Here is a 22633-nt window from a genome sequence, read left to right on the forward strand (position 1 = left end):
TGCAGGCGTTTTTTGTTTCAGGAGAAAAATAATGGATTGGTTTTATACATTCCCGGAAATGGGCGCCGAAGCCCTGCGAGCCTTGAAAAAAGGCATTGACTCCAGCTTTCGCGATTTCACGCGTGAGCATGGCGAGCTGTTGGAACGCCTGTTCGACCCGCTCAAGGAGTTTTTGATTTTTTCCGAGCGCTTGCTCACCGACTCACCATGGCCACTGGTCATATTGGGTATCGCCGTCATAGCTTGGCTGGCTTCACGTTCGACCAAGATTGTCGTTGGCACAATTGCGACCTTGCTGCTGATTGGCTACTTTGGTATGTGGGACGACACCATGAAGACGGTGTCCATGATTTTTGTGTGCACGATTGTGGCGCTGGTGCTGGGCCTGCCCATTGGCATCTTGATGAGCCGCTTTGACCGCATGCAAAAAGTTGTGAACCCCACGCTGGACATCATGCAGACTATGCCCAGCTTTGTGTACCTCATTCCCGTCGTCATGCTGCTGGGTATTGGCAAAGTGCCGGGTTTGCTGGCCGTAGTCATTTACGCCATCCCACCCGTTATTCGATTTACCAACTTGGGTATTCGACTGGTACCAGCCGATGTGCTTGAAGCCTCAGAGGCGTTTGGTACGTCTGCTTGGCAAAAAATGACCAAGGTACAGCTGCCACTGGCCTTGCCCACCATCATGGCGGGTGTGAACCAGACCATCATGCTGAGCTTGGCCATGGTTGTGGTGGCTTCGATGATTGGTGTCCAGGGCCTGGGCCAGCCAGTGCTTAAAGCCATTGCCAACCAGTACTTCACATTAGGCATATTCAACGGCTTGGCCATTGTGGGCATTGCCATTATTTTTGACCGCGCATCGCAGGCCTACGGCAAGCGTTTGCAGCGCCATTTGGAGGTTGTCCATGGTTGATCAAGTGACAAACAGCAACGATTCGGCAGATACGCCGTCTGTGGGTATTGACATCAAAGGTTTGTACAAAATCTTTGGTCCAACACCTGAGAAATTTCTGGAAGACGTCAAGGGCGGCATGACCAAGCAAGAGCTGCGCGATGACCACGGCCACGTGTTGGGCTTGAAGGACATCAACATCAGCATGAAGCCAGGCGCCATTCAGGTGGTGATGGGTTTATCTGGCTCTGGCAAGAGCACGCTTATTCGCCACATCAACCGTCTCATTGACCCTACAGCGGGCGAGATGTGGGTGGGTAACCAAGATGTGGCGGCCATGAATGATGCGCAATTGCGCGAGTTTCGCCGCGCACAAACGGCTATGGTCTTTCAAAAATTCGCCCTGATGCCGCATTACACGGTGCTGGAAAATACCGAGTTTGGTTTGGAGATCAAGGGTGAGTCCAAGAAGGTCCGTCGCAAAGAGGCGCTGCGCTGGATTGAGCGTGTGGGCTTGGCTGGCTACGAAGACAGCTACCCCAACCAACTTTCTGGTGGCATGCAGCAGCGCGTTGGCTTGGCCCGTGCGCTAACCAACGATGCGCCTGTGTTGCTAATGGACGAGGCCTTCTCGGCGCTGGACCCGCTGATTCGCACCGACATGCAGTCTGTGCTGTTGGACTTGCAGCAAGAACTGGGCAAAACCATTGTGTTTATTACCCATGACTTGGACGAAGCATTGCGCCTGGGTGACCAAGTGGCGATTTTGCGTGATGGTGAAGTGGTACAGCAGGGTACCGCACAAAACATCGTGCTCAGGCCTGCAGATGACTACATCAGCAGCTTTGTGCGTGATGTGAACCGCGGCCGTGTGATACGTTGCAAAACGCTTATGCAGCCAGGCCCAGCGGTGGATGGCCCGCAAGTGGACTCCAGTCTGGTCATTGAAGAAGCTGCGCGCATCTTGAGTGCTGAAAACAAAGAGGCGGCCAACGTGGTGAGCGCCAAGGGCAAGTTGCTAGGCACTATCACCATGAACGACATCATCGGCGCCATGGTGCCTCCGCAAGAGGATGCCATCTCGGTGACATAAGCCCTTGGGTTGGACGCCTGCTCGTTGGGCGGTATGCACCCTATTTGAAAGCCTGCTCTCGCGCAACGCGACGGTGGGCTTTTTAACGTCTGAGCACTAAGCCATGCTTTGCTACGAGTTGGCAGCTGCTATGGCGTCCACCACGGCTTGGCCGCTGCGGACTGCGCCTTCGAGTGTAGAGGGGTATGGGCCGGCAACGTAGTCTGCGCAAGCCCACAGCTGTGGTGCGATGCTCATGACGGGTCTTGCCGCTTTCGGTGTACAGGCAAAGCAGGCGCGCTTTTCAACCACGGTTTGTGTCCATTGCCAGTGGGCGTTGGGCCATTCCTCATGCAGTTGCTGCATCACAGCCTGGGTGATGTCGTCGCGGCTGCTGTCGTTTTGTGATGCATTGAGGCCATTGCCGCTGTCGCTTACTACGGCGGCTATGTGCGTGGCTGCGGCGCCGCCCCCTAATAGAGCTGTTCGATTAAAGGCAAACTGTGCCAGGCCGCCTTGTAGACCCACCATGGGCGCGCGCCAATGCACGGTGGTGTCGCTGCGGGCATAAACGGTGGCAATGGCGGTGTGACCTAGCGCTGCCGCTGCATGAGCCCAGTGTGTGTTGTGTGCCCAGCTTAAGTTGGCAGCCTGGGCAGCGGGCGTCGCCACTATCACATGGTCATAGCGCGTGGTTGTATCTGCGCCGTCTTTGGTGGTCTGCGTTTGCACCTGCCATTGGCCAGCCGTTCGCAGCAAGCCAGTCACGCGTGTGCCAGTGAGTACCTGGGCATGATGCTGGTGCAGCCAGCGCAAGCAGGGCTCAACCAACAGCGTGCTGAGGTCACATTGGGGCAGCAACATGTCGCTGCTGCCACGGCCACCAAGTAAAGCGTCTTTTAAAACGCGCAGCAGCAATGCGCCACTGGCCTGGCTGGTCGATAAATTCAAAGCACTGACGCAAAGGGGCTCAATAAACCCTTGCATCACACTGGGGTGCAGTCCCAGGCAGAGGTCAGCCACTGTTGCATTGCTATGGCACTTAAAGCCACGCAAGCGCCAGCCCAGTAAGCGCCACAACAATTGCAGCCGTGCATGAACTGGCCAGCTGCTGCTACTGGCAACACCCCAGCCAGCGGCTGCTGCCATGCGTAGTTCATGTGTCCAGGCGTGTAAGCCTGATAGCGCAGTCTCTTTGACGTGTGCACTGTAAGTGGTGCTGGCCCAGCGGGGCAGGGCAAAACCATGGCCTTTGTTGTCGCGCAAATCAAGTGGGCAGCGCAGCAGCTTTGCATGGGTGTCCACGCCAATCGTATGCATGAGGCTGAGGCATGCACTGTAGGCGCCTAGCAATATATGCTGACCGTTGTCCAGAGCAGGCGTGTCGGCCTTGTCCGCGTGGCTGGGTGTGTGTGCGCCTGCCAAGGCTTTGGCGCGGCCACCAGCATGAGGCGCGGCTTCATACAAATGGACTTGCCAGCCTTGCTGCACGGCCGCCACGGCTGCGGCGCAGCCTGCCCAGCCTGCGCCAATCACCGCCACGCGTTGCTGCACTAGCCTACCCAACCAAAGGCTTGGGTTTTCCAGGCCAGCCACAGCTTGCGAATGGGCGTGAGACTGGTGCGTTGGTGTAGCACTTGAAAGCCGTCGCGCTCAATTTCGCGCAGCAACGCACGGTAAATGTTGGCCATCATCAGGCCCGGCTTTTGCGCGCGCTTGTCCTGGGCCGGTAGCAGGTCCAAGGCTTGGTCATACAGCTGGTGTGCACGTGCCGCCTGAAACTGCATCAAGGCGGTGAAGCGCTCAGAGTACTCGCGCTTGAGCAGGTCGTTGGCTTTCACGTCAAACTGCTGCAATTCATTCACTGGCAAGTAAATGCGCCCACGCATGGCGTCCTCGCCTACATCGCGAATGATGTTGGTGAGTTGAAATGCCTGGCCCATGGCGTGCGCATAGGCGGTGGTTTTCTCTTGGGTTTGGCCGAATATGCGTGCGGCTACCTCACCCACCACGCCTGCCACCAAGTGGCAATAGCGCTGCAGCCCGGGGTAGTCCAGATAGCGGTTTTGCTGCAAGTCCATCTCGCAGCCCTCGATCACGGCGTTGAGTTGCGCGGCTGTAATTTGGTAGGTTTGCAAGTGCGGCTGAAGGGCCAGCATCACGGGGTGGGTGGCTTGGCCAGCGAACAGCTTGCCCACTTCCGTGCGCCACCAAGCCAGTTTGGTCGCGGCCACCCCCGCATCGCTGACCTCATCCACGACATCATCAATTTCGCGGCAAAAGGCGTAAAAGGCGGTGATGGCCGCTCGTTGTGGTGCTGGTAGAAATAAAAAAGCGTAGTAAAAGCTACTGCCTGAGGCAGCGGCTTTTTCTTGCACATAAGCTTGCGGCGTGGTGGTCATATGCGAGGTGTTCTGTGCTGACTGTTGCGCATTATTGCGCCTTAATGCACGCGCTTGCGCTGCAGCAGTCCGATGACACGCTGGAACAGGCTGGCGCGCTTATGGGGTTGCGTGTTGCGCATGAATGCCATGTACAACAAGGGCACAGCAAACAGGGTGAGGAATGTTGAAAACGCCAAGCCCCACACAATACTGGCGGCCACTGGTCCCCACAGCAAGCTGTTGCCGCCCAAGCCGAACGCCAGCGAAAACAAACCGCCAATGGTGGTCGTGGTGGTGATGAGAATAGGTACTACCCGTCTGCGCGATGCCTGCACGATGGCGTGCGAGGTTTTGCGCCCCATGCGCAAACGGTCGTTGGCCGCGTCTATCAACACAATGGCGGAGTTCACTGCAATGCCCGTTAGTGCGATCACACCGTACAAGGTGTACAAAGACAGCGGGTTGCGAGATATGGCCAAGCCAAATGCCACGCCTGTGAAGGCAAGCGGCACTGTGACCAAGATGAGCAGCGGCTGAAAGTAGCTGGCAAACTGCGCAGCCAATATTAAAAACACCAGGCCAGTGCCTAACAGGAACAGCACCTTCATGGCGTCCAGGCTCTCTTCAATATCCTCCAGTTCGCCAGAAAAATCCAGGTTGATATTGGGGTGCTCAGACTGAATGGTTTGCCATTTGGCCTTCAGTATGTCGTTGGCCGAAGCGGTGTCCGTAACAGCTTTGTCCAGGTTGGCTTCAACAGTGACGGTGCGGCGCAAGTTGTAATGCTTGATGAAGCCGCGCGTGGGATTGGTTTGGGGCTCTACCAATGCACCCAAGCGCGAGATTTGACCATTGGGTAGTGCCAGTGGCGTGTCCAGCAGCGCCGCCACACTGGATGGGTTGGTGTAGTCGGACTGGTTGGCAATCACGCGCAGCTCAATTTTGTCGCCAGCCTCACGGGTAAAGGCAACGACCTCACCGTCAACACTCAGGCGCACTAAGCGTGCCAGCAATGCCGCATTGACATGGTTGTCGCGCAGCGCGTTGGCGTCCATGCGCAGGGTGAGTTGCGGACGTCCAGGCAAGTTGTCGTCTTGCACGTCAGTGGCACCTGGTATGTCACGCACCATGGCTTTGATGGCGTCTGCTGCAGCCTGGATTTCGTCAAAGTCATCACCGCGCACTTTGACGGCAATGGGCTTGCCTGACGGCGGCCCGCCGGACAATACCGTAAAGCTTTTTTGGCCCGCGCCTGGCAGGTTTTCAATGGTGCTGCGCATGCCATCTATCACCGCGCTGACCTCACGCGAGTTGGCTCCCAATGGGTTTAAAGACACAAATACCTGGCCGTATGTTTCACCGTAAATAGGCGCAGTCTCTGTAAATTTGACGCCAGCCAGGGTTGTGACCGAACGTGCTTCCAATCCTGTGCCTACGCCGTTGAGTTGTGCACGCACCGCCAACTCGACTTGGTTGGTCGCGGCCAGTGTGTCCTCAAGTGCGGCGTTGGATGGCATGTCAACATTGACGTAAAACGCACGTATGGGGTCAAAGGCGAAGAACTGTACGCGTATCACGCCTGTGGCCAGCAGCGCGCCGGCGCTAACCACTGACAGCACGCCCACCATGGCAAAGCGCTTGGGCCTGCGAATGACATAGGCCAGTGCTTGGCCGTAGCGCAAACGAATAAGCCGGTTAAAGCGGGTGCGCCAGTCGGCGCCGTCGGCCTGTGACTTGCTCACGCCTATGGCGCTCATGTGCACGGGCATCATCCAAAAAGCCTCTATGAGTGAGATGGCCAGCGCCACACTCACCACAAACGGAATGACAAACATGAACTTACCCATGATGCCTGGCAGCAGCATCAGCGGCAAAAACGCGGCCATGGTGGTGGCCACTGAAGCCAGCACGGGGCCAAACACTTCGCGCACGCCGTCTACACAGGCGTCCATCAAGTCCTGGCCGCGTTGTACCCGGTAGTAAATAGCCTCTGCGATCACCACGGCGTCGTCTACCAGCATGCCCAGTGCGATCACCACGCCCAGCAACACCGACACGTTGACTGTGTTGTCCAAGCCGTTTAGCAGCGCAAACGTTGCCAACAGCGAAAACGGAATGCCCAGCGCAATCAGCGCGCCGACTTTCCAGCCCAAAAACAGCCAGCTCACGGCCAAGACCATCACGGCGCCGTACAAGGCGTTGGTTTGCATCACGTCAATGGCTTTTTGAGTGGGAATGGTCTGGTCGTCGCTGAGCACCATGCTCAGCCCGTTGAGCGCAATGCCCTGGTTTTGCTGGGCGATGTAGTCTTTGAGGCGTTGCACCAATTCCAGTGTGTTGGTGCCAGACTTTTTGGTGACAGACATGTAAACGGCAGGTAAGCCCTCGGTTGCCGCGTATTGCGACGCTTTGGCTCTGGCCTGCTCAATACGCGCCACGTCTTGCAAGCGTGCGGATACCCCCGCGCGGGTGCTCGACAACACTGGCCAATTGGCCAAAGCATTGGGGTCTGTGGTCACACCTTGCACGCTGATTGCCCATGCCCCGTCGCTTGTGCGCAAGGTGCCAGCGGATGTGTCGCGCCACCATGCTTTCAAGCTGTCAGCCACATCAGCAGCGGTAAGGCCGCGCATAGCCAGGGCTTGCGCGTCTGGCACCACGCGCAGCTCTGGGTTGCGCAACCCTGATGCAAATACCTGGTCTACGCCGGGCAAGCGTTCTAAGTCAGCCTTAATGCGTCTGGCCGCGCTGCGCAGCGTTTCATCGTCTGCTTGGCCTTTGAGTACGACGGCAGCAGTGGGAAAGCCGTTAGACGTGGTGATTTCCATCACGCGCGGGTCTTCCGCCTCTTTGGGCATTTCGCTGGTGGCCTTGTTTTGAATCTCGCGGCGCAAGTCGTTCATGCGCTTGTCAAAGTCGCGGTCTGACAGCTCTCTAAAACGCACCAACAAGCTCGATACGTTGGCGCGCGAGTTGCTGTTCACAAACTTGATGTCGGCCACACCCTGTATGGCGTCTTCAAGTGGGTTGGTCACCAAGCGCTCAACCTCTTCGGCAGTGGCACCCGGCAAGACGGTGGTGATGTTGACCCAGTTGAAGTTGATCTCAGGGTCTTGCTCACGTGGCATGGTGGCATAGCTGATGGCACCCAGCAGCATCACCACCACAAAGGCGATGTTGGCAAGTGGGTGGTTGGCAATGAGGGCGCGGTAAAACTTCATGGTATTGGGTAAGCTTTGCGTGCGCTGTTATTGGCTGAGTTGAACCGTTTGGCCGTTTTGCAGCAAGGCTTGGCCGGTGGTTACGATGGGCGCGTTGGGCGGCAAGTCAATAGCCGCAGGCCGCCCCTCCTGGGCGCGATCAATGGCGACAAACTGGGCCTTGTTGTTGGCTACCGTGAAGTAGCCCACCTGGCCATTTCTGCGCACCAGTACATGCGTGGGCAAGTGTGCCTGCGGGTCTTTCCACATCAGCTCGCCAGCGCTGCCTGGCAGTGGCACATCCTGGCCGCTAAAGCTCAAGCGGGCAGGCTGCGCCCGCGTTCGCTGATCAAGGCTGGCACCAATGCGCAACACCTTCACCGCATAGTCTTGTGATGTGTCTTTGGCCCGCCATGTGGCGGTAGCTGCGCGCTTCAAGCTGATGGCCTGCGTGGCCGACACGCTTAAAGCCACTTCGGGCTTGGCGTTGTCTACCAGCTGAAACAGCGGTGTGCCCGCTGCCACCATATCGCCCACTTGCGCCATGCGCTGCAACACCACGCCGTTGAATGGGGCGGTGATAGCGGTTTTGCTCAGCGCGCGCCTGGCGGTTTGTAACGCGGCTGCAGCACCGGCGACCTGAGCCTTGGTGACTGATTGTTCGGTTTCGCGTTGCTGTAACGCTTGTGGCGACAAAAAGCCCTGCGCCACCAAATCTTGCGCGCGCTTGAGCTGCTGCGCGCTAAGGGCCGCTTGTGCTGTGGCTGATGCATATGCGGCTTGGGCTTGCGCCAGGGCCAGGCGCAAGTCTTGCGGGTCAAGCTGGGCCAGCACCTCGCCGCGCTTGACCGTGGCGCCGGCATCTGCATGCCAGCTTTGCACCACACCACCTACTTGGGCCGCCAGTTGTGCGGTGTTGCGCGCTTGCACTTGTGCGGCGGCCGCCAGGCTTGGGTGCACCAACACCTCTTCAAATGTGCTGATTGCAACTGTGGGCGGCAGCGCTTGCGCACTGTTTGCCGCTTCCTGGCTTTGCACTGGGGTGGTACTGAGGTATACCGCGCCGCCCAAGACCAATAGACAAGCCAGTCCCACACTGGCGCGTTGTCGCCTGCTGGACGCATAGGCCCTGGCAGCAGCGTTAGAAAGGCGGGCAGTAACTAAGGGCTTTTGCATGGCTGGTCGCTAATGAAAGAGGGGTGAAACTGAATACCTAAATATTATCGTGTATGGCTGAGGTGTGCGTCGTCCCCGCGCCGAGTGCCCGCGGCTGTGGCCGGGGAATAGCCGCTACAGACCGTCTACATCATGGTGTTGCGTTTAGGGCGCCGTGTTAGCGGTTTGAGTCAGACCTGGGCCAGGTTCAAGGCCGGCGTAACTTGATGCGCAAGGCCTCGTAAGCCACTGCCAGCCAATCAAAGGCTGTGAGCTTGGGCCTGATCTGAGCGCTTTTAAAGCCGGTGGCCTTTATACGCTGCAATATGCGCAGGCCACCAGCCACTACCAGAGCCAGCTCCCAGCTGGCGCGACCAGGTATTGCATGCACGACACCTAGGCCACTGTGCATGGTTTGTGTGGCATGCGCCACCAGCTGCGCCACGACGGCTTGCGCTGTTGTTGGTTCTACCTCGCGCAGGTCACAAGTGGGTGGCAACTGGTGCTGCGCCAAAACCGTTACAGGTATGTAAAACCGCTGCCTGGCCAAGTCTTGACTGAGGTCTTGCCAAAAATTAATCAGTTGCAGCTGTGCACACCGCATCGCTTTGTGCCATCACCTCTGGGTCATTCACCTTGTAAAGCTGCAGCATCAGCCGCCCAACTGGGTTGGCGGAATAGCTGCAGTAGTTCAATAACGCTGGCCAGTCTTGGTACCGGTCTCCAAGCGGTGCGCTGGCCGTACGGCTAACGTCTGACTCAAAGGCTTGCAGCAAATCAAACAAGGGCTTTGGCTTTAAGCCGTTGCGTACCAGCTGGGCCAGTGGTGCTACCAGCTGGGCCCATGGCTGTGTGGTTGCGTCGTGGGCTTGCTCGGCAATGGCTTGCTGCAAGGCGTTGCGCATGCTGGCCAACTGATTGAGCCGCTGCGAGGGGGTGTCTGTGCCTTCGTCTGCAATATCGTCGCCGGTGCGGGCCCAGCGGTAGATCGCTTGAACGGCAGGGCGCAAGTGCTTGGGACAAAGCCAGCTTGCAACCGGAAAATTTTCGTAATGATCAACACCAACAGACATAGGCCTTATTGTGGCGCAGCCGCACAACCAGGCGATAAGGGCACAAATAAAACCTGCTCCGCACAGGCCTGTCTTGCTTGGGCAGAGCAAGTCTTGTTGAGCAAGTGTTTTGCGTTTCATTTGAGTCAAGGCAAAAAAATGCTGCAGCTCGGTCTACAATAGCGGGTTATTCGCTGCACAAGCGCCACAATTCGTCTGTGCAGAGTGTTGGGTGTTGACGCACGCAATGCAGTGAATAGACCCGCTGGCTTTGCAATATGTACAGCTGGCTGGTTATCAGCACCGAATTAGCGCGGGTGGCGAAATTGGTAGACGCACCAGGTTTAGGTCCTGACGCTGGAGACAGTGTGGGGGTTCGAGTCCCCCCCGCGCACCACTTATTTATATGCTTCGTTGTAGCCAAACAATGCGTTTGTGCCAGCGGGGCTGACACATGCAGGAGTTGAGTGATGGCCGTAAACGTGGAAATCTTGGAAAAGCTAGAGCGCAAAGTAACGCTAACGTTGCCTGTAGCCGCTATCACCGGTGAGGTTGAAACCCGCCTTAAGCGTTTGGCCAAGCAAGTCAAGATTGATGGTTTCCGCCCAGGCAAAGTACCGGCAACAGTGGTTGCCAAAATGTACGGTGCCTCAGTGCAGTACGAAGTGATGAATGACAAAGTCGGCGAGGCGTTTAGCCAGGCTGCTGTAGAGGCAAACTTGCGTGTGGCAGGTGCTCCACAAATCACTGAAAAAGAAGGCGCACCTGAAGGTGAGTTGGCTTTTGACGCGGTATTCGAGGTCTACCCCGAAGTCAAGTTGGGTGATGTCGCTGGCGTGGAAGTGGAAAAACTGACTGCCGAGGTCACAGAAGAAGCCATCGATAAAACCGTAGAGATTTTGCGCAAGCAGCGTCGCACATTTGCTCAGCGCCCAGCTGCAGAAGCTGCCGTCGACGGCGACCGCGTCAGCATTGACTTTTTGGGCACCATCGATGGCGTGCCATTTGAAGGCGGCAAAGCCGAAGGTTTCCATTTTTGGTGGGCGACGGCCAAATGCTGAAAGAGTTTGAAGACGCTGTGCGCGGTATGAAAACCGGCGAGAGCAAGACCTTTCCCTTGGCGTTCCCAGAGGACTACCACGGTAAAGATGTTGCAGGCAAAACGGCTGACTTCATGGTGACCTTGCACAAGGTTGAAGCTGCATCTATGCCCGCCATTGACGAAGAGTTTGTAAAGTCTTTGGGCGTGGCTGAGCACACGGTTGATGCTTTGCGTGCTGACATTCGTACCAATTTGCAGCGTGAGGTGAAGGCCCGCTTGCAAGCCCGCAACAAACAGGCTGCCATGGATGGCCTGGTTGCCAAGGCCGAGCTGGACTTGCCCAAGGCTGTGGTGCAAACCGAGCTAGAGCGCATGGTTGAACGCGCACGTGCTGACCTCAAGCAGCGCGGCGTTAAAGATGCTGACAAAGCACCTATCCCCGACGACGTATTCCGCCCACAAGCTGAGCGCCGCGTGCGTTTGGGCCTGGTGGTTGCTGAGTTGGTGCGTGTAGAAAACCTGCAAGCCACGCCTGAGCAAATCAAGGCACACATCTCTGAAATGGCGGCCTCTTACGAGCGCCCAGAGGACGTTGTGAAGTGGTACACCGGTGACCAAAGCCGCATGGCTGAGGTAGAGGCCGTTGTGATTGAAAACAACGTGACCGAGTTTGTCATGGGCAAAGCCAAGGTCACTGAAAAGGCGGTTGACTTTGACGAGTTGATGGCCCAGCAGCAGTAATGCGGTGACGCGGCCACTTGTCTGGCTTGTTGAATAACAAAAGGGCGGCGACGCCCTTTTGTTGTTTTTGTTTGGTGCCAGCTTTGCGCTTGTTGTAATTGTGGGCAACGTCCCCACCTACACACACTGGTTGGCCTTTGGTTACAGTAGTGGCTAGTGCCATGCACCAACCCCCTCTTATTTTGGAGATTACAGCGATGAACGCATTGGATACACAGGCTTTGGGCATGGTCCCCATGGTGGTAGAGCAGTCTGGGCGCGGTGAGCGCAGCTATGACATTTACTCTCGTTTGCTCAAGGAGCGCGTGGTGTTTTTGGTGGGCCCGGTTAATGACCAGTCTGCCAATTTAGTGGTGGCGCAGTTGCTGTTTTTAGAGTCTGAAAACCCAGACAAAGATATTCACTTCTACATCAACTCACCAGGCGGTTCGGTCAGTGCTGGCATGGCTATCTTTGACACCATGAACTTCATCAAGCCAGACGTGTCAACGCTTTGCACGGGCATGGCTGCCAGCATGGGTGCGTTTTTGTTGGCTGCCGGCGCCAAGGGCAAACGCTTCTCGTTGCCCAACTCTCGCGTGATGATTCACCAGCCACTGGGCGGCGCACAGGGCCAGGCCACAGACATTGAGATTCACGCCCGTGAAATCCTGCGCTTACGCGCCTTGTTGAACGACATATTGGCCAAGCAGTCTGGCCAGCCCTTAGAGCGCATTGAGCGCGATACCGAGCGTGACTACTTCATGACCGCTCAGGAAGCGGCTGACTACGGTTTGGTAGACAAGGTGATTGACAAGCGCGAAGACGCAGCCAAGCCAGCGGCTTGATAGCCTCTGAGTTGCAGCTGAAGTGGCGCTTGACCCACATCCCGGGCTGTTTGTAGCGATTGGCGCTAGCAAGCACCGTTATGGTGCGTGTTGAGCGCCATTTCCGCCTCTTACACGTGGCAAGGCGTTATCATGGAACGCTATTCTTACTGATTGATACCAAAGCACACGATATGGCTGATAAAAAGGGCGCTAGCTCCGAGAAGAACCTGTACTGCTCGTTTTGCGGTAAAAGCCAGCACGAGGTTAAAAAGCTCATTGCGGGCCCCTCTGTATTCATTTGCGATGAGTGCATTGATTTGTGCAACGACATAGTTCGTGATGAGCTGCCCCAACTGGAGTTGGGCGACAAGCCCAAAGATGCACTGCCCACTCCAGCCAAGCTGAAAGAAAACCTGGACAACTACGTCATTGGCCAAGACAAAGCCAAGCGCGCGTTGTCGGTGGCGGTTTACAACCACTACAAGCGTTTAAACCACAAGGAAACCGCCAAAAAGGACGACGTAGAGCTGGTGAAAAGCAATATTTTGCTGATCGGCCCTACAGGCTCTGGCAAGACACTATTGGCTCAAACCTTGGCGCGTATGCTTGATGTGCCGTTTGTCATGGCCGATGCCACCACACTGACCGAAGCCGGTTACGTGGGTGAGGACGTGGAAAACATTGTGGCCAAGCTGCTGCAGACCTGCGACTACGACGTGGCCAAAGCCCAGCGTGGCATTGTCTACATTGACGAGATCGACAAAATTTCCCGCAAGTCTGACAACCCATCCATCACACGAGATGTATCGGGTGAGGGCGTGCAGCAGGCCTTGCTCAAGCTGATCGAGGGCACTTTGGCGTCCATCCCGCCTCAGGGCGGGCGCAAGCACCCCAACCAAGACTTTTTGCAAGTCGACACCACCAACATTTTGTTTATTTGTGGCGGCGCGTTTGCGGGTCTGGAAAAAGTCATTGAAAGCCGTACCGAGGCTTCTGGCATTGGCTTTGGTGCTGTTGTCAAGAACAAGCAAGGTCGCAGCGTATCCGAGTCGTTCAGCGAGGTGGAGCCTGAGGACATGGTGAAGTTCGGCATCATCCCTGAGCTGGTGGGTCGCTTGCCTGTGGTCGCCACGCTTGAGGAGCTGGAGGAAGACCAACTCATAGACATTTTGACCACGCCCAAGAATGCCGTGGTCAAGCAGTTTGCCAAGCTGTTCGCGCTGGAAGACGCCGAACTAGACGTTCGCCCCAGTGCACTGCGTGCCATTGCGCGCAAAGCACTCAAGCGTAAAACGGGTGCACGCGGCCTGCGCTCCATTCTGGAGCAAGCGCTTATAGACACTATGTTTGAGTTGCCCAGCCTGGAAAACGTGAAGCAAGTGGTGGTGGACGAGACCACCATCGACGATGCCAAACCCCCTTTGCTGGTCTATCACGAAAAGCTAAAAAGGCCTAAGCTATGTCTGGACAAGAAGTTTTGCCATCTACTCCCATTGACTTGCCACTGTTGCCCTTGCGCGATGTGGTGGTGTTTCCGCATATGGTCATCCCCCTGTTTGTGGGGCGAGCCAAAAGCATCAAAGCGCTTGAGTCGGCTATGGCCGACGACAGGCGCATTATGTTGGTAGCCCAAAAAGCTGCGGCCAAAGACGAGCCCACTGCTGACGACATGTTCGCTATGGGCTGCGTGGCCAGCATTTTGCAAATGCTCAAGCTGCCTGACGGCACGGTCAAAGTGTTGGTGGAAGGTGTGCAGCGCGCCACCGTGAACCTCATCACCGACGGTGAAGTGCACTTTAGTGCCAACGTGGAGCCCATGGCCCCAGCCGTTGAGCGCCAGGCCAACGACGACACAGAGATAGAAGCCCTGCGCCGCGCCGTGATGCAGCAGTTTGACCAGTACGTCAAACTCAATAAAAAAATACCATCAGAAATTCTCACATCCATTTCAAGCATCGATGAGCCTGGCCGCTTGGCAGACACCATTGCCGCGCACCTGCCGCTCAAGTTGGAGTCCAAGCAGGAAGTGCTGGATTTGTGCCCCATCAAGGCGCGCCTGGAAAAGCTTTACAACCAAATTGAAGCCGAAGTGGACGTGCTCAATGTGGACAAGCGCATCCGCGGGCGCGTGAAGCGTCAGATGGAGAAAAACCAGCGCGACTTCTACCTCAACGAGCAAGTCAAAGCCATTCAAAAAGAATTGGGTGAGGGTGAAGAGGGCGCAGACATTGAAGAGATTGAGAAAAAAATCAAGCTCGCCCGCATGCCTAAAGAGGCGCGTAAAAAAGCCGACGGCGAGCTGAAAAAACTCAAACTCATGTCGCCTATGTCCGCAGAAGCCTCTGTGGTGCGCAACTACCTAGAGGTGTTGCTGGGCTTGCCATGGGCCAAAAAGTCAAAAGTTATTCATGACTTGGCTTTGGCCGAAGAAACGCTTAACGCAGACCACTTTGGCCTGGACAAAGTTAAAGAACGCATTCTTGAATACCTCGCGGTGCAACAACGCGTAGACAAAGTGAAAGCGCCCATTTTGTGCTTGGTAGGCCCACCTGGCGTGGGTAAAACCTCACTGGGACAGTCCATTGCAAAGGCCACAGGACGCAAGTATGTGCGCATGGCCCTGGGCGGCGTGCGAGACGAAGCTGAAATTCGTGGCCACCGCCGCACTTACATTGGAGCCTTGCCGGGCAAAGTGTTGCAAAACCTGTCTAAAACAGGCACGCGCAACCCCTTGTTCCTGCTTGACGAGATTGACAAGCTGGGCACCGACTTTAGGGGTGACCCTTCTAGCGCCTTGCTGGAGGTGTTAGACCCAGAGCAAAACCACACCTTTGGTGACCACTACGTTGAGGTTGACTTTGACTTAAGCGACGTGATGTTTGTGGCCACTTCAAACTCTATGAATATTCCAGCGGCCTTGCTAGACCGCATGGAAGTCATTCGTTTGAGCGGCTACACCGAAGACGAAAAAACCCACATTGCGATGCAGTACTTGCTGCCAAAGCAAATCACCAACAACGGCGTCAAAGAAGGCGAGCTGCAAGTCACTGAAGATGCGTTGCGTGACATCGTGCGCTACTACACACGCGAAGCGGGTGTGCGCTCGTTAGAGCGTGAAATCTCCAAGGTTTGCCGCAAAGTTATCAAGAGCTTGCTGCTGGGACAAGCCAAGCCAACCGTGGTGGTGAGTGCACAAAACCTTGATGAGTTTCTGGGCGTTCGCAAGTTCACATACGGCCGTGCCGAGCAAAAAAACCAGGTAGGTCAAGTGGTGGGTTTGGCCTGGACAGAAGTGGGCGGCGACTTGCTCACCATCGAAGCCGCGCTGATGCCAGGCAAAGGCGTTATCACACGCACAGGTTCGCTGGGCGATGTGATGAAAGAGTCGGTAGAAGCTGCACGCACAGTGGTGCGTAGCCGGGCCAACAACTTGGGCATTAAAGAGTTGTTTGACAAGCGCGACATGCACATACACGTTCCAGACGGCGCCACGCCCAAAGACGGCCCCAGCGCTGGCGCTGCCATGGTGACAGCATTGGTGTCAGCTCTCACGCAGATACCCATCAAGTGCACAGTGGCCATGACAGGTGAAATCACGTTGCGCGGCGAAGTCACAGCCATTGGCGGTCTTAAAGAAAAGCTGTTGGCAGCGTTGCGCGGTGGCATTGAAACCGTGCTTATTCCTGAAGAGAACGTTAAAGACTTGGCCGACATTCCAGACAACGTTAAAAGCGGTCTTGAAATCGTGCCAGTGAAGTGGATAGACCAGGTGTTAGAGAAAGCATTGGAGCGCTTGCCCGAGCCACTGAGCGAGGCAGAAATTGCTGCCGCAGCAGCAGCGCGCGCAGCGCCTTCGCAGGTACCAGCAACGGATGCAGTGAAGCACTAACTTTTTGTAAAAATTTTTAGGGTGACTTGCAAAGCACCCCAAAAATTGGTTATACTTCTAGCTTCAGCAGCAAACGATAGTTAAGCAGTTGAAAATGCGGGAATAGCTCAGCTGGTAGAGCGCAACCTTGCCAAGGTTGAGGTCGCGAGTTCGAATCTCGTTTCCCGCTCCAAATTATAAAAGGGAAGCTCACGCTTCCCTTTTTTGTCATAAGGCACAACCGCTCAACCGCAGGTTGTACGCCGACACATTTGGCGCGATAGCAAAGCGGTTATGCAACGGATTGCAAATCCGTCTAGCCCAGTTCGACTCTGGGTCGCGCCTCCACATTTCCCCAGTGCAATCAAGAATTGGACGTGCAGCCTGTCTGGCACGCCAATTGGCAGGTCCATGCAGCCCTTGTCATGGGTGTACTGTTTCGTGACCAAACCCTCAAGCCACAAGATCCGAGTGCAAACGTCATTTGCATGCAGTACTTCACATCGCCTGCCAAGGCATCCTGCGTGCGGCATGGGCTGGCATCCGGGCATGCGCAGACTGTTTTGAGACCAAGCGCACTGGCGTAGCAACCATGTGAATTGGCTGGGGCCTTAGCAGGCGCATGACCGAGGTTGTTGGTAGTGCGTTTTTTTTCGTCTTGAAATGCCTAAAGCGTGCTGTTAACGCCGTACTTGCGCAGACTTTGAGAAGTCAATATACTGTATAAAAAAACAGTATTTACAGCCGCAAAAAGCTGTATTCCCCCTCATCGTTTTGCAGCGCTTGGCGCTTGCTGGTTTGTCATTTCATGTCTGCTATTGCTCAGTTACTAGCACGCGGTCAAAGCGCAGCTTTGCACAAGGCGGCTGTGTTCGCGTGCGCGCCCCCGCGCGATGTCTTGCCAACGGGCAACGCGTCCGTTGATGCATTGCTGCCAGGTGGTGGTTGGCCCCAGGGTGCCTTGGTAGAGCTGATACAAAGCGGCACTGATAGGCTGGCCCCTACGCAGGCCGTATGCAGCTTGCTGTTGCCAGCGCTTATTCAATTGCAGCAAGAGCGGGTTGGTGTCGCAGCCCATGCTGCGCATGTGGCTTGGGTGGGCACGGTAGGGCACTCAGCGCTGGCGCAGTCGTTGAGTTTGTTTGGCCCGTCCTTGGTTGCCAAGGGCCTGGATGTGAGTCGGCTGGTGTGGGTGCAGCATGCGTCAGACAAAGCCAAGGCTTGGGCTGCGCAAGAGTTGCTGCGATGTGCTGATGTGGCGGGTGTGGTGGTGTGTTTGGCGCAGGCTGATGCACATTTATTGCGCCGTTTGCACTACAGCGCCGCACAGCATGGCAAGTATTTGTGGGCTATTAGGCCCGCGCAAGCGATGGCACATGCCTCACCGGCTGTGCTGCGCATGCAGTGGCGCGCAGGCGGGTGGTCTATGCTTGCGCAGCCTTTGGGCAGTGCTTTACAGGTGCGTAAACGTGTAGGACCCAGCACTCAAGCGGTGGTGTATTGCATGCAGGCAAGCACTGCTTTGCAGCAAGCTGTGCGCAGCACCAAAGCCATGCGCGGCTTGCGTCGCGCCAGCGCCAGCCCAGCGGTAAAGCCCAGTGTTATTTCTAGCCATAAAGCCCATCAAGTGGCTGCGTGAGCAGCCGCAGCACTGGAGTCCACGTCACCCGCTTTGGCAAGACGTGGCGTCGCTGTGCGCGTGCATCAGTCCGGCGGTTTACGTGCAAGGCGACTACTGGGTGATAGACACCCAGTCGGTGCAGCGCATGCACGGCGGCTACAACGCTGTGGTGCAACAGCTATTGGTTGCAGGCACGCAGTTGGTGCAATGCCCAGCTGGTATAGGCTGCGGGCCTACGGCTGCACAAGCTATAGCAAGGTTGCAGCTATGGGCGACACAACAGCCTGCAAGGCAAGTTGACCAGGGGCTTGCGCCAGCTGAGTTGCTTGCCGTTGACACACCTGAACCCGAGGCCTTGCCCATTGGGTTGCTGCAGCCTTGGCAGGCACACTTGAAAACAGTGCATGCGTTGGGTTGGTACACGTGGGGCGACTTGCGCCGTGTGCCACCAGCACAGGCCGCTAGACGCTTCGGACAGGCTGCAGTGCACGCGCTGGCGCAAGCGTTTGGTGATGCAGCGCATGGCCTGGCACCGTTGCCCAATGGCTTGCGATTTGACCAAAAGACAGCGCTAAAAGCGTTGGCCAGTGACGTGGCGCAACTACATGAAGCCGCGCAGCAGTTGCTATGTGATTTGTGCGCCTACTTGGCACAACACCATATGGCCGCTACGGTGGTGCAGTGGACATGGCACTTTGAGCCCAGTTTGCAAGCCAGCTCAGCCGGCTTAGCCCGTGAGCAACACATGCGCTTGCAAGCCAGTGAGGCCAGTGCAGACGTACAGGTGTGGCAGCGTTTAACCCATGCGCACTGGGAGCACCAGTGTTTAGACAGACCCGTTGAGGCCTTGTCACTGATGCTGTTGGCGCATCAAGTGCAGCACTATGCTGAGCCTGATTTGCTGGTGCAGCCATACACCAAAGCCGCCACTTATGCCGGCAGTAATTGGGCTGTTTGTTTAGATCACATACAGGCCAAGCTGGGCAATGACGCTGTGCGCGTGATGCAGTTGCACAACGAGCTAACGCCAGAGCAGCAATGCAGCTGGGTGGCTTATACGCCGCAGCATGGCCTGCAGCTTGCCGCTATGCGTGCAGGTGTCAAGCCTAAGCGCAAGAAAAAATCCAGCCATAAAGCGGGGTCTGGTACGGGTAGCACCCAGGTGGCTGAGCAGCAACCGGTGCAGTACCAGGACCAGCTGCTACACGCTGCACAAGTGCACAGCTGGCAAGGCTTGCGCCCCACATGGCTTCTTACGCCGGCATTGCGTTTGGTCGTGAAAAACCACATGCCGCACTACGGCTCAGAGCTGCGCTTGCTCATGGGGCCCGAGCGTTTGGAGTTGGTAGCGTGGTATTGCTTGGAGCGTGAACAGGCGGTGGTGCGCGACTACTATGTGGCCTGGGGCGAGCAGTGTGGGTTGGTGTGGGTGTTTAAAACCAAATCTGTGTTGGCGCAGCCGGCTACTGCGCCTGTAGCCTCGGTTGATTGGGTGTGGTACTTGCACGGTTTTTATGGATAGGCTGCAGCCCTATGCCGAGCTCATGGCCATGAGCCACTTTAGTTTTCAAATGGCTGCATCGTCACCACAAGACATGGTGCAACGCGCCCACGACTTGGGCTACAGCGCTATTGCGCTTGCCGATTGGTGTTCGGTAGCGGGCGTGGTACGTGCACATGTGCGCGCCAAAGAGCTGGGCATGGCGTTTATACCAGCCAGCAGTTTTGCCTGGCCAGATGGCTGGCGCCTGGTGGTTTTGCCACAAGACAAGCGGGGCTGGGGGCAGTTGTGTGAGTTCATTACATTGGCCAGAGGCGGTGGTCATTTCGGTGCGCCGTCAGAAGGCTTGCCGCGTGTAGACAAGGCCCATGTGCGCATGCCCAGCTGGCAGCATGCGGCTGGCCATTTGCAGCACTGTGTGCATTTGCTCATACCGCCGCGCCTGGCTTTAGACGAGACGTGTGCAGCAGACTCGCATCATTTGTCACCTGCAATGACGGCTATAGCGCAGCGCATCACGCAGTGGTGCGAGCTTGCAGGTGCTGCCTGCGTGCGTATTGGCGCAGTGTTACACCAGGCGGTAGACGACGACTGGTGGCAGCACTGCTTGTGGCAGCTTGAGCGTGCCACGCAACAAGCGGTGGTGTTGGTGGGGGACGCGCGTATACATGTGCGCTCTAGCAAGCCCTTGCTGGATGTGGTCAATGCCATTGGCCTAGGGCGCACCGTGCAGCAGTGTGGTGATGCTTTGCATGCCAATGCGCAAATGCATTTACGCAGCCGCTTGCATTTGTCGCGCCTGGTGCCAGAGCATTGGCTGGCTAGGTCTGTAGAGGTGGCGCAGTTGTGCCAGTTTTCGCTAGACCACATACGCTACCAATACCCGCGTGAAGTGGTGCAAGACGCACCCGCACATGAAAACCCAGCCCAAACCTTGACGCGCTTAGTGCAAGAGGGCCTGTGCCAGCGTTATGTCCATACGCCAGACAAGGTGCAAGCCCAGGTGAGCCATGAGCTAGCGCTCATTACCGAGCTGGGTTATGAGATGTATTTTTTAACGGTTTATGACTTGGTTCGATTTGCGCGCAGTCGCGGTATTTTGTGTCAAGGGCGCGGCTCTGCCGCCAATTCTGTGGTTTGTTATGCGCTGGGTATAACAGAGGTAGACCCAGCGCGCAGCGTGGTGCTGTTTGAGCGCTTCATCAGTCGGGCCCGTAAAGAGCCGCCAGATATTGATGTGGACTTTGAGCACCAACGCCGTGAAGAGGTGATTCAGTACATGTACAGCAAGTACGGGCGCCACCGCTGTGCCATTGCCGCCACCGTGATGACTTACCGCCCGCGCAGCGCCTTGCGCGACGTGGGTAAAGCGCTGGGCATAGAGGAGGCGTTGATAGCCGCCATGAGCAAGGCCCATCCCGGCATGTATGCCCGCGCTGTGCAAGACGAGTGGCTAGACACCGTACTGGCTAAGTTGGGCATGGCACATGCCAGCGCGCAGCAGCGTGCGCACTGGCAGCTGTGGCTTGACTTGTCACGAAACTTGTTGGGTGCGCCACGCCAACTGGGCCAGCACACAGGTGGCTTTGTACTCACCGATGGGCTGCTGACGCAATTGGTACCCATTGAAAACGCCCGCATGCCCAACCGCAGCTTGATTCAGTGGGACAAAGACGACCTTGATGCAGTGGGCTTGCTCAAAGTCGATGTGCTGGCTTTGGGCATGCTCAGTGCCATTAAGCGGTGTTTGGCGCTGATGTCGCAGCGTCATGGCCGTACGTGGCGCATGCAAGACATACCCAGTGAAGACAAAGCCACCTACGCCATGCTGTCGCGTGCGCAAAGCATTGGTGTGTTTCAAGTAGAAAGCCGCGCACAAATGAGTATGCTGCCGCGTCTTAAGCCCAAGTGCTTTTACGACCTCGTGGTGCAAGTGGCCATAGTGCGGCCAGGCCCCATACAGGGCGGCATGGTGCACCCCTACTTGCAACGCCGCCAAGGCTTGGAGCCGGTGAGTTACCCAAGCGCTGCGCTAAAAGAAGCACTGGGCCGCACGTTGGGCGTGCCTATTTTTCAAGAGCAGGTCATGCAAATAGCCATGCTGGCGGCCGGCTTTAGCGCTGATGAGGCAGACCAGTTACGCCGATCAATGGCGGCCTGGAAGCGCAAGGGCGGTGTGCACAAGTTTTATGAGCGCATCGTCAGCGGTATGGTGGCGCACGGTCACACGGTAGCGTTTGCTGAGCAAATATTCAAACAAATTGAGGGCTTTGGCGAGTATGGGTTTCCGGAGAGTCATGCTGCCAGTTTTGCATTGCTGGTGTACGTGAGCGCCTGGATGAAGTGCCATGAGCCGGCTTGTTTTTTGGCCGCCTTGCTCAACAGTTTGCCTATGGGTTTTTATGGCCCGTCTCAATTGGTGCAAGACGCACAGCGCCAAGGCGTGGTGGTCTACCCTGTAGACGTCTTACTCAGCGACTGGGGCTGCAGCTTGTGCAACGCACCTGTTGGTGCGCTGCCGGCTGTGCGTTTGGGGTTGCGCTTGGTCAGTGGTTTGTCGGCAAGTGCAGGCCTGCGTATTGCGCAAGCCAGAGACCAGCGTGCATTTGACAGCATAGAAGACTTGGTTGCGCGTGCGCAACTTGACGCAGGCGATATCAAAGCCTTGGCCAATGCGGATGCTTTGCAAACGCTGGCGGGCCACAGGCGTATGCAGTTGTGGCAGGCCAGTGTGGCCCATCTACACACGCCACTTTTAAATGGCCAAGCCAGTGACGATGATGCCCACGCGCCTTGGCAGGCGCACATTCATATTGCACCGCCGCTGTTGGGGGAGCAAATCGCACAAGACTACAACAGTACAGGCCTGAGTTTGAAGGGTCATCCAGTGGCGTTGGTGCGCGCTGAGCTAAGCCGCCTGCGTATTCAAACAGCAGACACACTGCAAAGCTACAGCAGCGGCAAACTCGCCAAAGCCTGCGGTCTTGTGACCGTACGGCAAAAACCCGGTACGGCCAAAGGCGTGTTGTTTATCACCATAGAAGACGAGACTGGTGTGGTGAATGTGGTGGTGTGGCAGTCGGTGCAAATGCGCCAGCGTGCAGTGGTGATGCATGCCAAGTTGATGGCTGTATATGGTGTGTGGCAACGCGACACAGACCCTGCCACAGGTCAGCCCGGACGGGTGTGCCACTTGGTGGCGCAGCATGTTGTAGACATGACGGCGCTGCTACAAACAGCAACGGCGCAAGATGTGCACCTTGCGCCGCATGAGTTTCATTGAACTAGGT

General features: G+C 56.6%; 13 protein-coding genes, 3 tRNA genes and 2 pseudogenes. 12 read left to right on the forward strand and 6 right to left on the reverse strand.

Annotated elements, in window-relative coordinates:
* Positions 1–31 precede the first annotated feature (31 nt).
* Positions 32–919 carry a proline/glycine betaine ABC transporter permease gene (locus tag LN050_00720; GenBank protein ID UFS56452.1) on the forward strand — a complete coding sequence of 296 codons (888 nt, stop codon included), beginning with the start codon at positions 32–34 and terminating at the stop codon, positions 917–919.
* Positions 912–1991 (forward strand): glycine betaine/L-proline ABC transporter ATP-binding protein, encoded by a 1080-nt coding sequence (locus tag LN050_00725; protein ID UFS56453.1) that lies wholly within the window; start codon positions 912–914, stop codon positions 1989–1991. The genes LN050_00720 and LN050_00725 overlap by 8 nt, the downstream gene beginning before the upstream one ends.
* Positions 1992–2102: 111 nt before the next feature.
* Here LN050_00725 and LN050_00730 read toward each other — a convergent pair whose 3' ends face one another.
* The 6 genes from LN050_00730 to LN050_00755 all read right to left on the reverse strand — a co-directional run bounded on the left by LN050_00730 (position 2103) and on the right by LN050_00755 (position 9782).
* Positions 2103–3524, reverse strand: a complete 1422-nt coding sequence (locus LN050_00730; GenBank protein ID UFS56454.1) for an FAD-dependent oxidoreductase — start codon at positions 3522–3524, stop codon at positions 2103–2105.
* A complete protein-coding gene (gene hpnD, locus LN050_00735) occupies positions 3524–4372 on the reverse strand; it encodes a presqualene diphosphate synthase HpnD (GenBank protein UFS56455.1) in 849 nt (282 codons plus the stop codon). Before hpnD ends, LN050_00730 begins: the two co-directional genes overlap by 1 nt.
* Positions 4373–4413: 41 nt before the next feature.
* A complete protein-coding gene (locus LN050_00740; GenBank protein ID UFS56456.1) occupies positions 4414–7575 on the reverse strand; it encodes an efflux RND transporter permease subunit in 3162 nt (1053 codons plus the stop codon).
* Between the two features lie 27 nt (positions 7576–7602).
* Complete coding sequence (locus LN050_00745; protein ID UFS56457.1) at positions 7603–8730, reverse strand: efflux RND transporter periplasmic adaptor subunit; 1128 nt, start codon at positions 8728–8730, stop codon at positions 7603–7605.
* Between the two features lie 187 nt (positions 8731–8917).
* Positions 8918–9313, reverse strand: a complete 396-nt coding sequence (locus LN050_00750) for a squalene/phytoene synthase family protein (GenBank protein ID UFS56458.1) — start codon at positions 9311–9313, stop codon at positions 8918–8920.
* A complete protein-coding gene (locus LN050_00755) occupies positions 9285–9782 on the reverse strand; it encodes a squalene/phytoene synthase family protein (GenBank protein UFS56459.1) in 498 nt (165 codons plus the stop codon). The genes LN050_00750 and LN050_00755 overlap by 29 nt, the downstream gene beginning before the upstream one ends.
* 290 nt (positions 9783–10072) lie before the next feature.
* On the opposite strand from LN050_00755, the gene LN050_00760 reads away from it, so the two are divergent.
* The 10 genes and pseudogenes from LN050_00760 (at position 10073) to LN050_00805 (ending at position 22626) form a co-directional block, all read left to right on the forward strand.
* A tRNA-Leu gene (locus LN050_00760) sits at positions 10073–10158 on the forward strand.
* A 73-nt stretch (positions 10159–10231) separates the two neighbouring features.
* Positions 10232–11544, forward strand: a pseudogene (gene tig, locus LN050_00765) (trigger factor).
* 227 nt (positions 11545–11771) lie between these two features.
* Positions 11772–12371, forward strand: a complete 600-nt coding sequence (clpP, locus tag LN050_00770; GenBank protein ID UFS57411.1) for an ATP-dependent Clp endopeptidase proteolytic subunit ClpP — start codon at positions 11772–11774, stop codon at positions 12369–12371.
* 173 nt (positions 12372–12544) lie between these two features.
* Positions 12545–13786 (forward strand): annotated as a pseudogene (clpX, locus tag LN050_00775) (ATP-dependent Clp protease ATP-binding subunit ClpX).
* Positions 13787–13812: 26 nt separating this feature from the next.
* Positions 13813–16242 (forward strand): endopeptidase La, encoded by a 2430-nt coding sequence (gene lon / locus LN050_00780; GenBank protein ID UFS56460.1) that lies wholly within the window; start codon positions 13813–13815, stop codon positions 16240–16242.
* Positions 16243–16338: 96 nt separating this feature from the next.
* A tRNA-Gly gene (locus LN050_00785) sits at positions 16339–16414 on the forward strand.
* A gap of 81 nt (positions 16415–16495) precedes the next feature.
* Positions 16496–16569: transfer RNA gene (locus tag LN050_00790), tRNA-Cys, on the forward strand.
* A 460-nt stretch (positions 16570–17029) separates the two neighbouring features.
* Positions 17030–17860 carry a hypothetical protein gene (locus LN050_00795; protein UFS56461.1) on the forward strand — a complete coding sequence of 277 codons (831 nt, stop codon included), beginning with the start codon at positions 17030–17032 and terminating at the stop codon, positions 17858–17860.
* Positions 17820–19364 carry a hypothetical protein gene (locus tag LN050_00800; protein ID UFS56462.1) on the forward strand — a complete coding sequence of 515 codons (1545 nt, stop codon included), beginning with the start codon at positions 17820–17822 and terminating at the stop codon, positions 19362–19364. Before LN050_00795 ends, LN050_00800 begins: the two co-directional genes overlap by 41 nt.
* Positions 19357–22626: an error-prone DNA polymerase gene (locus LN050_00805; protein ID UFS56463.1), complete on the forward strand. Its 3270-nt coding sequence runs from the start codon at positions 19357–19359 to the stop codon at positions 22624–22626. The genes LN050_00800 and LN050_00805 overlap by 8 nt, the downstream gene beginning before the upstream one ends.
* Positions 22627–22633: the final 7 nt, after the last annotated feature.

Source organism: Comamonadaceae bacterium M7527, from assembly GCA_021044545.1.
Lineage (GTDB): Bacteria > Pseudomonadota > Gammaproteobacteria > Burkholderiales > Burkholderiaceae_C > RS62.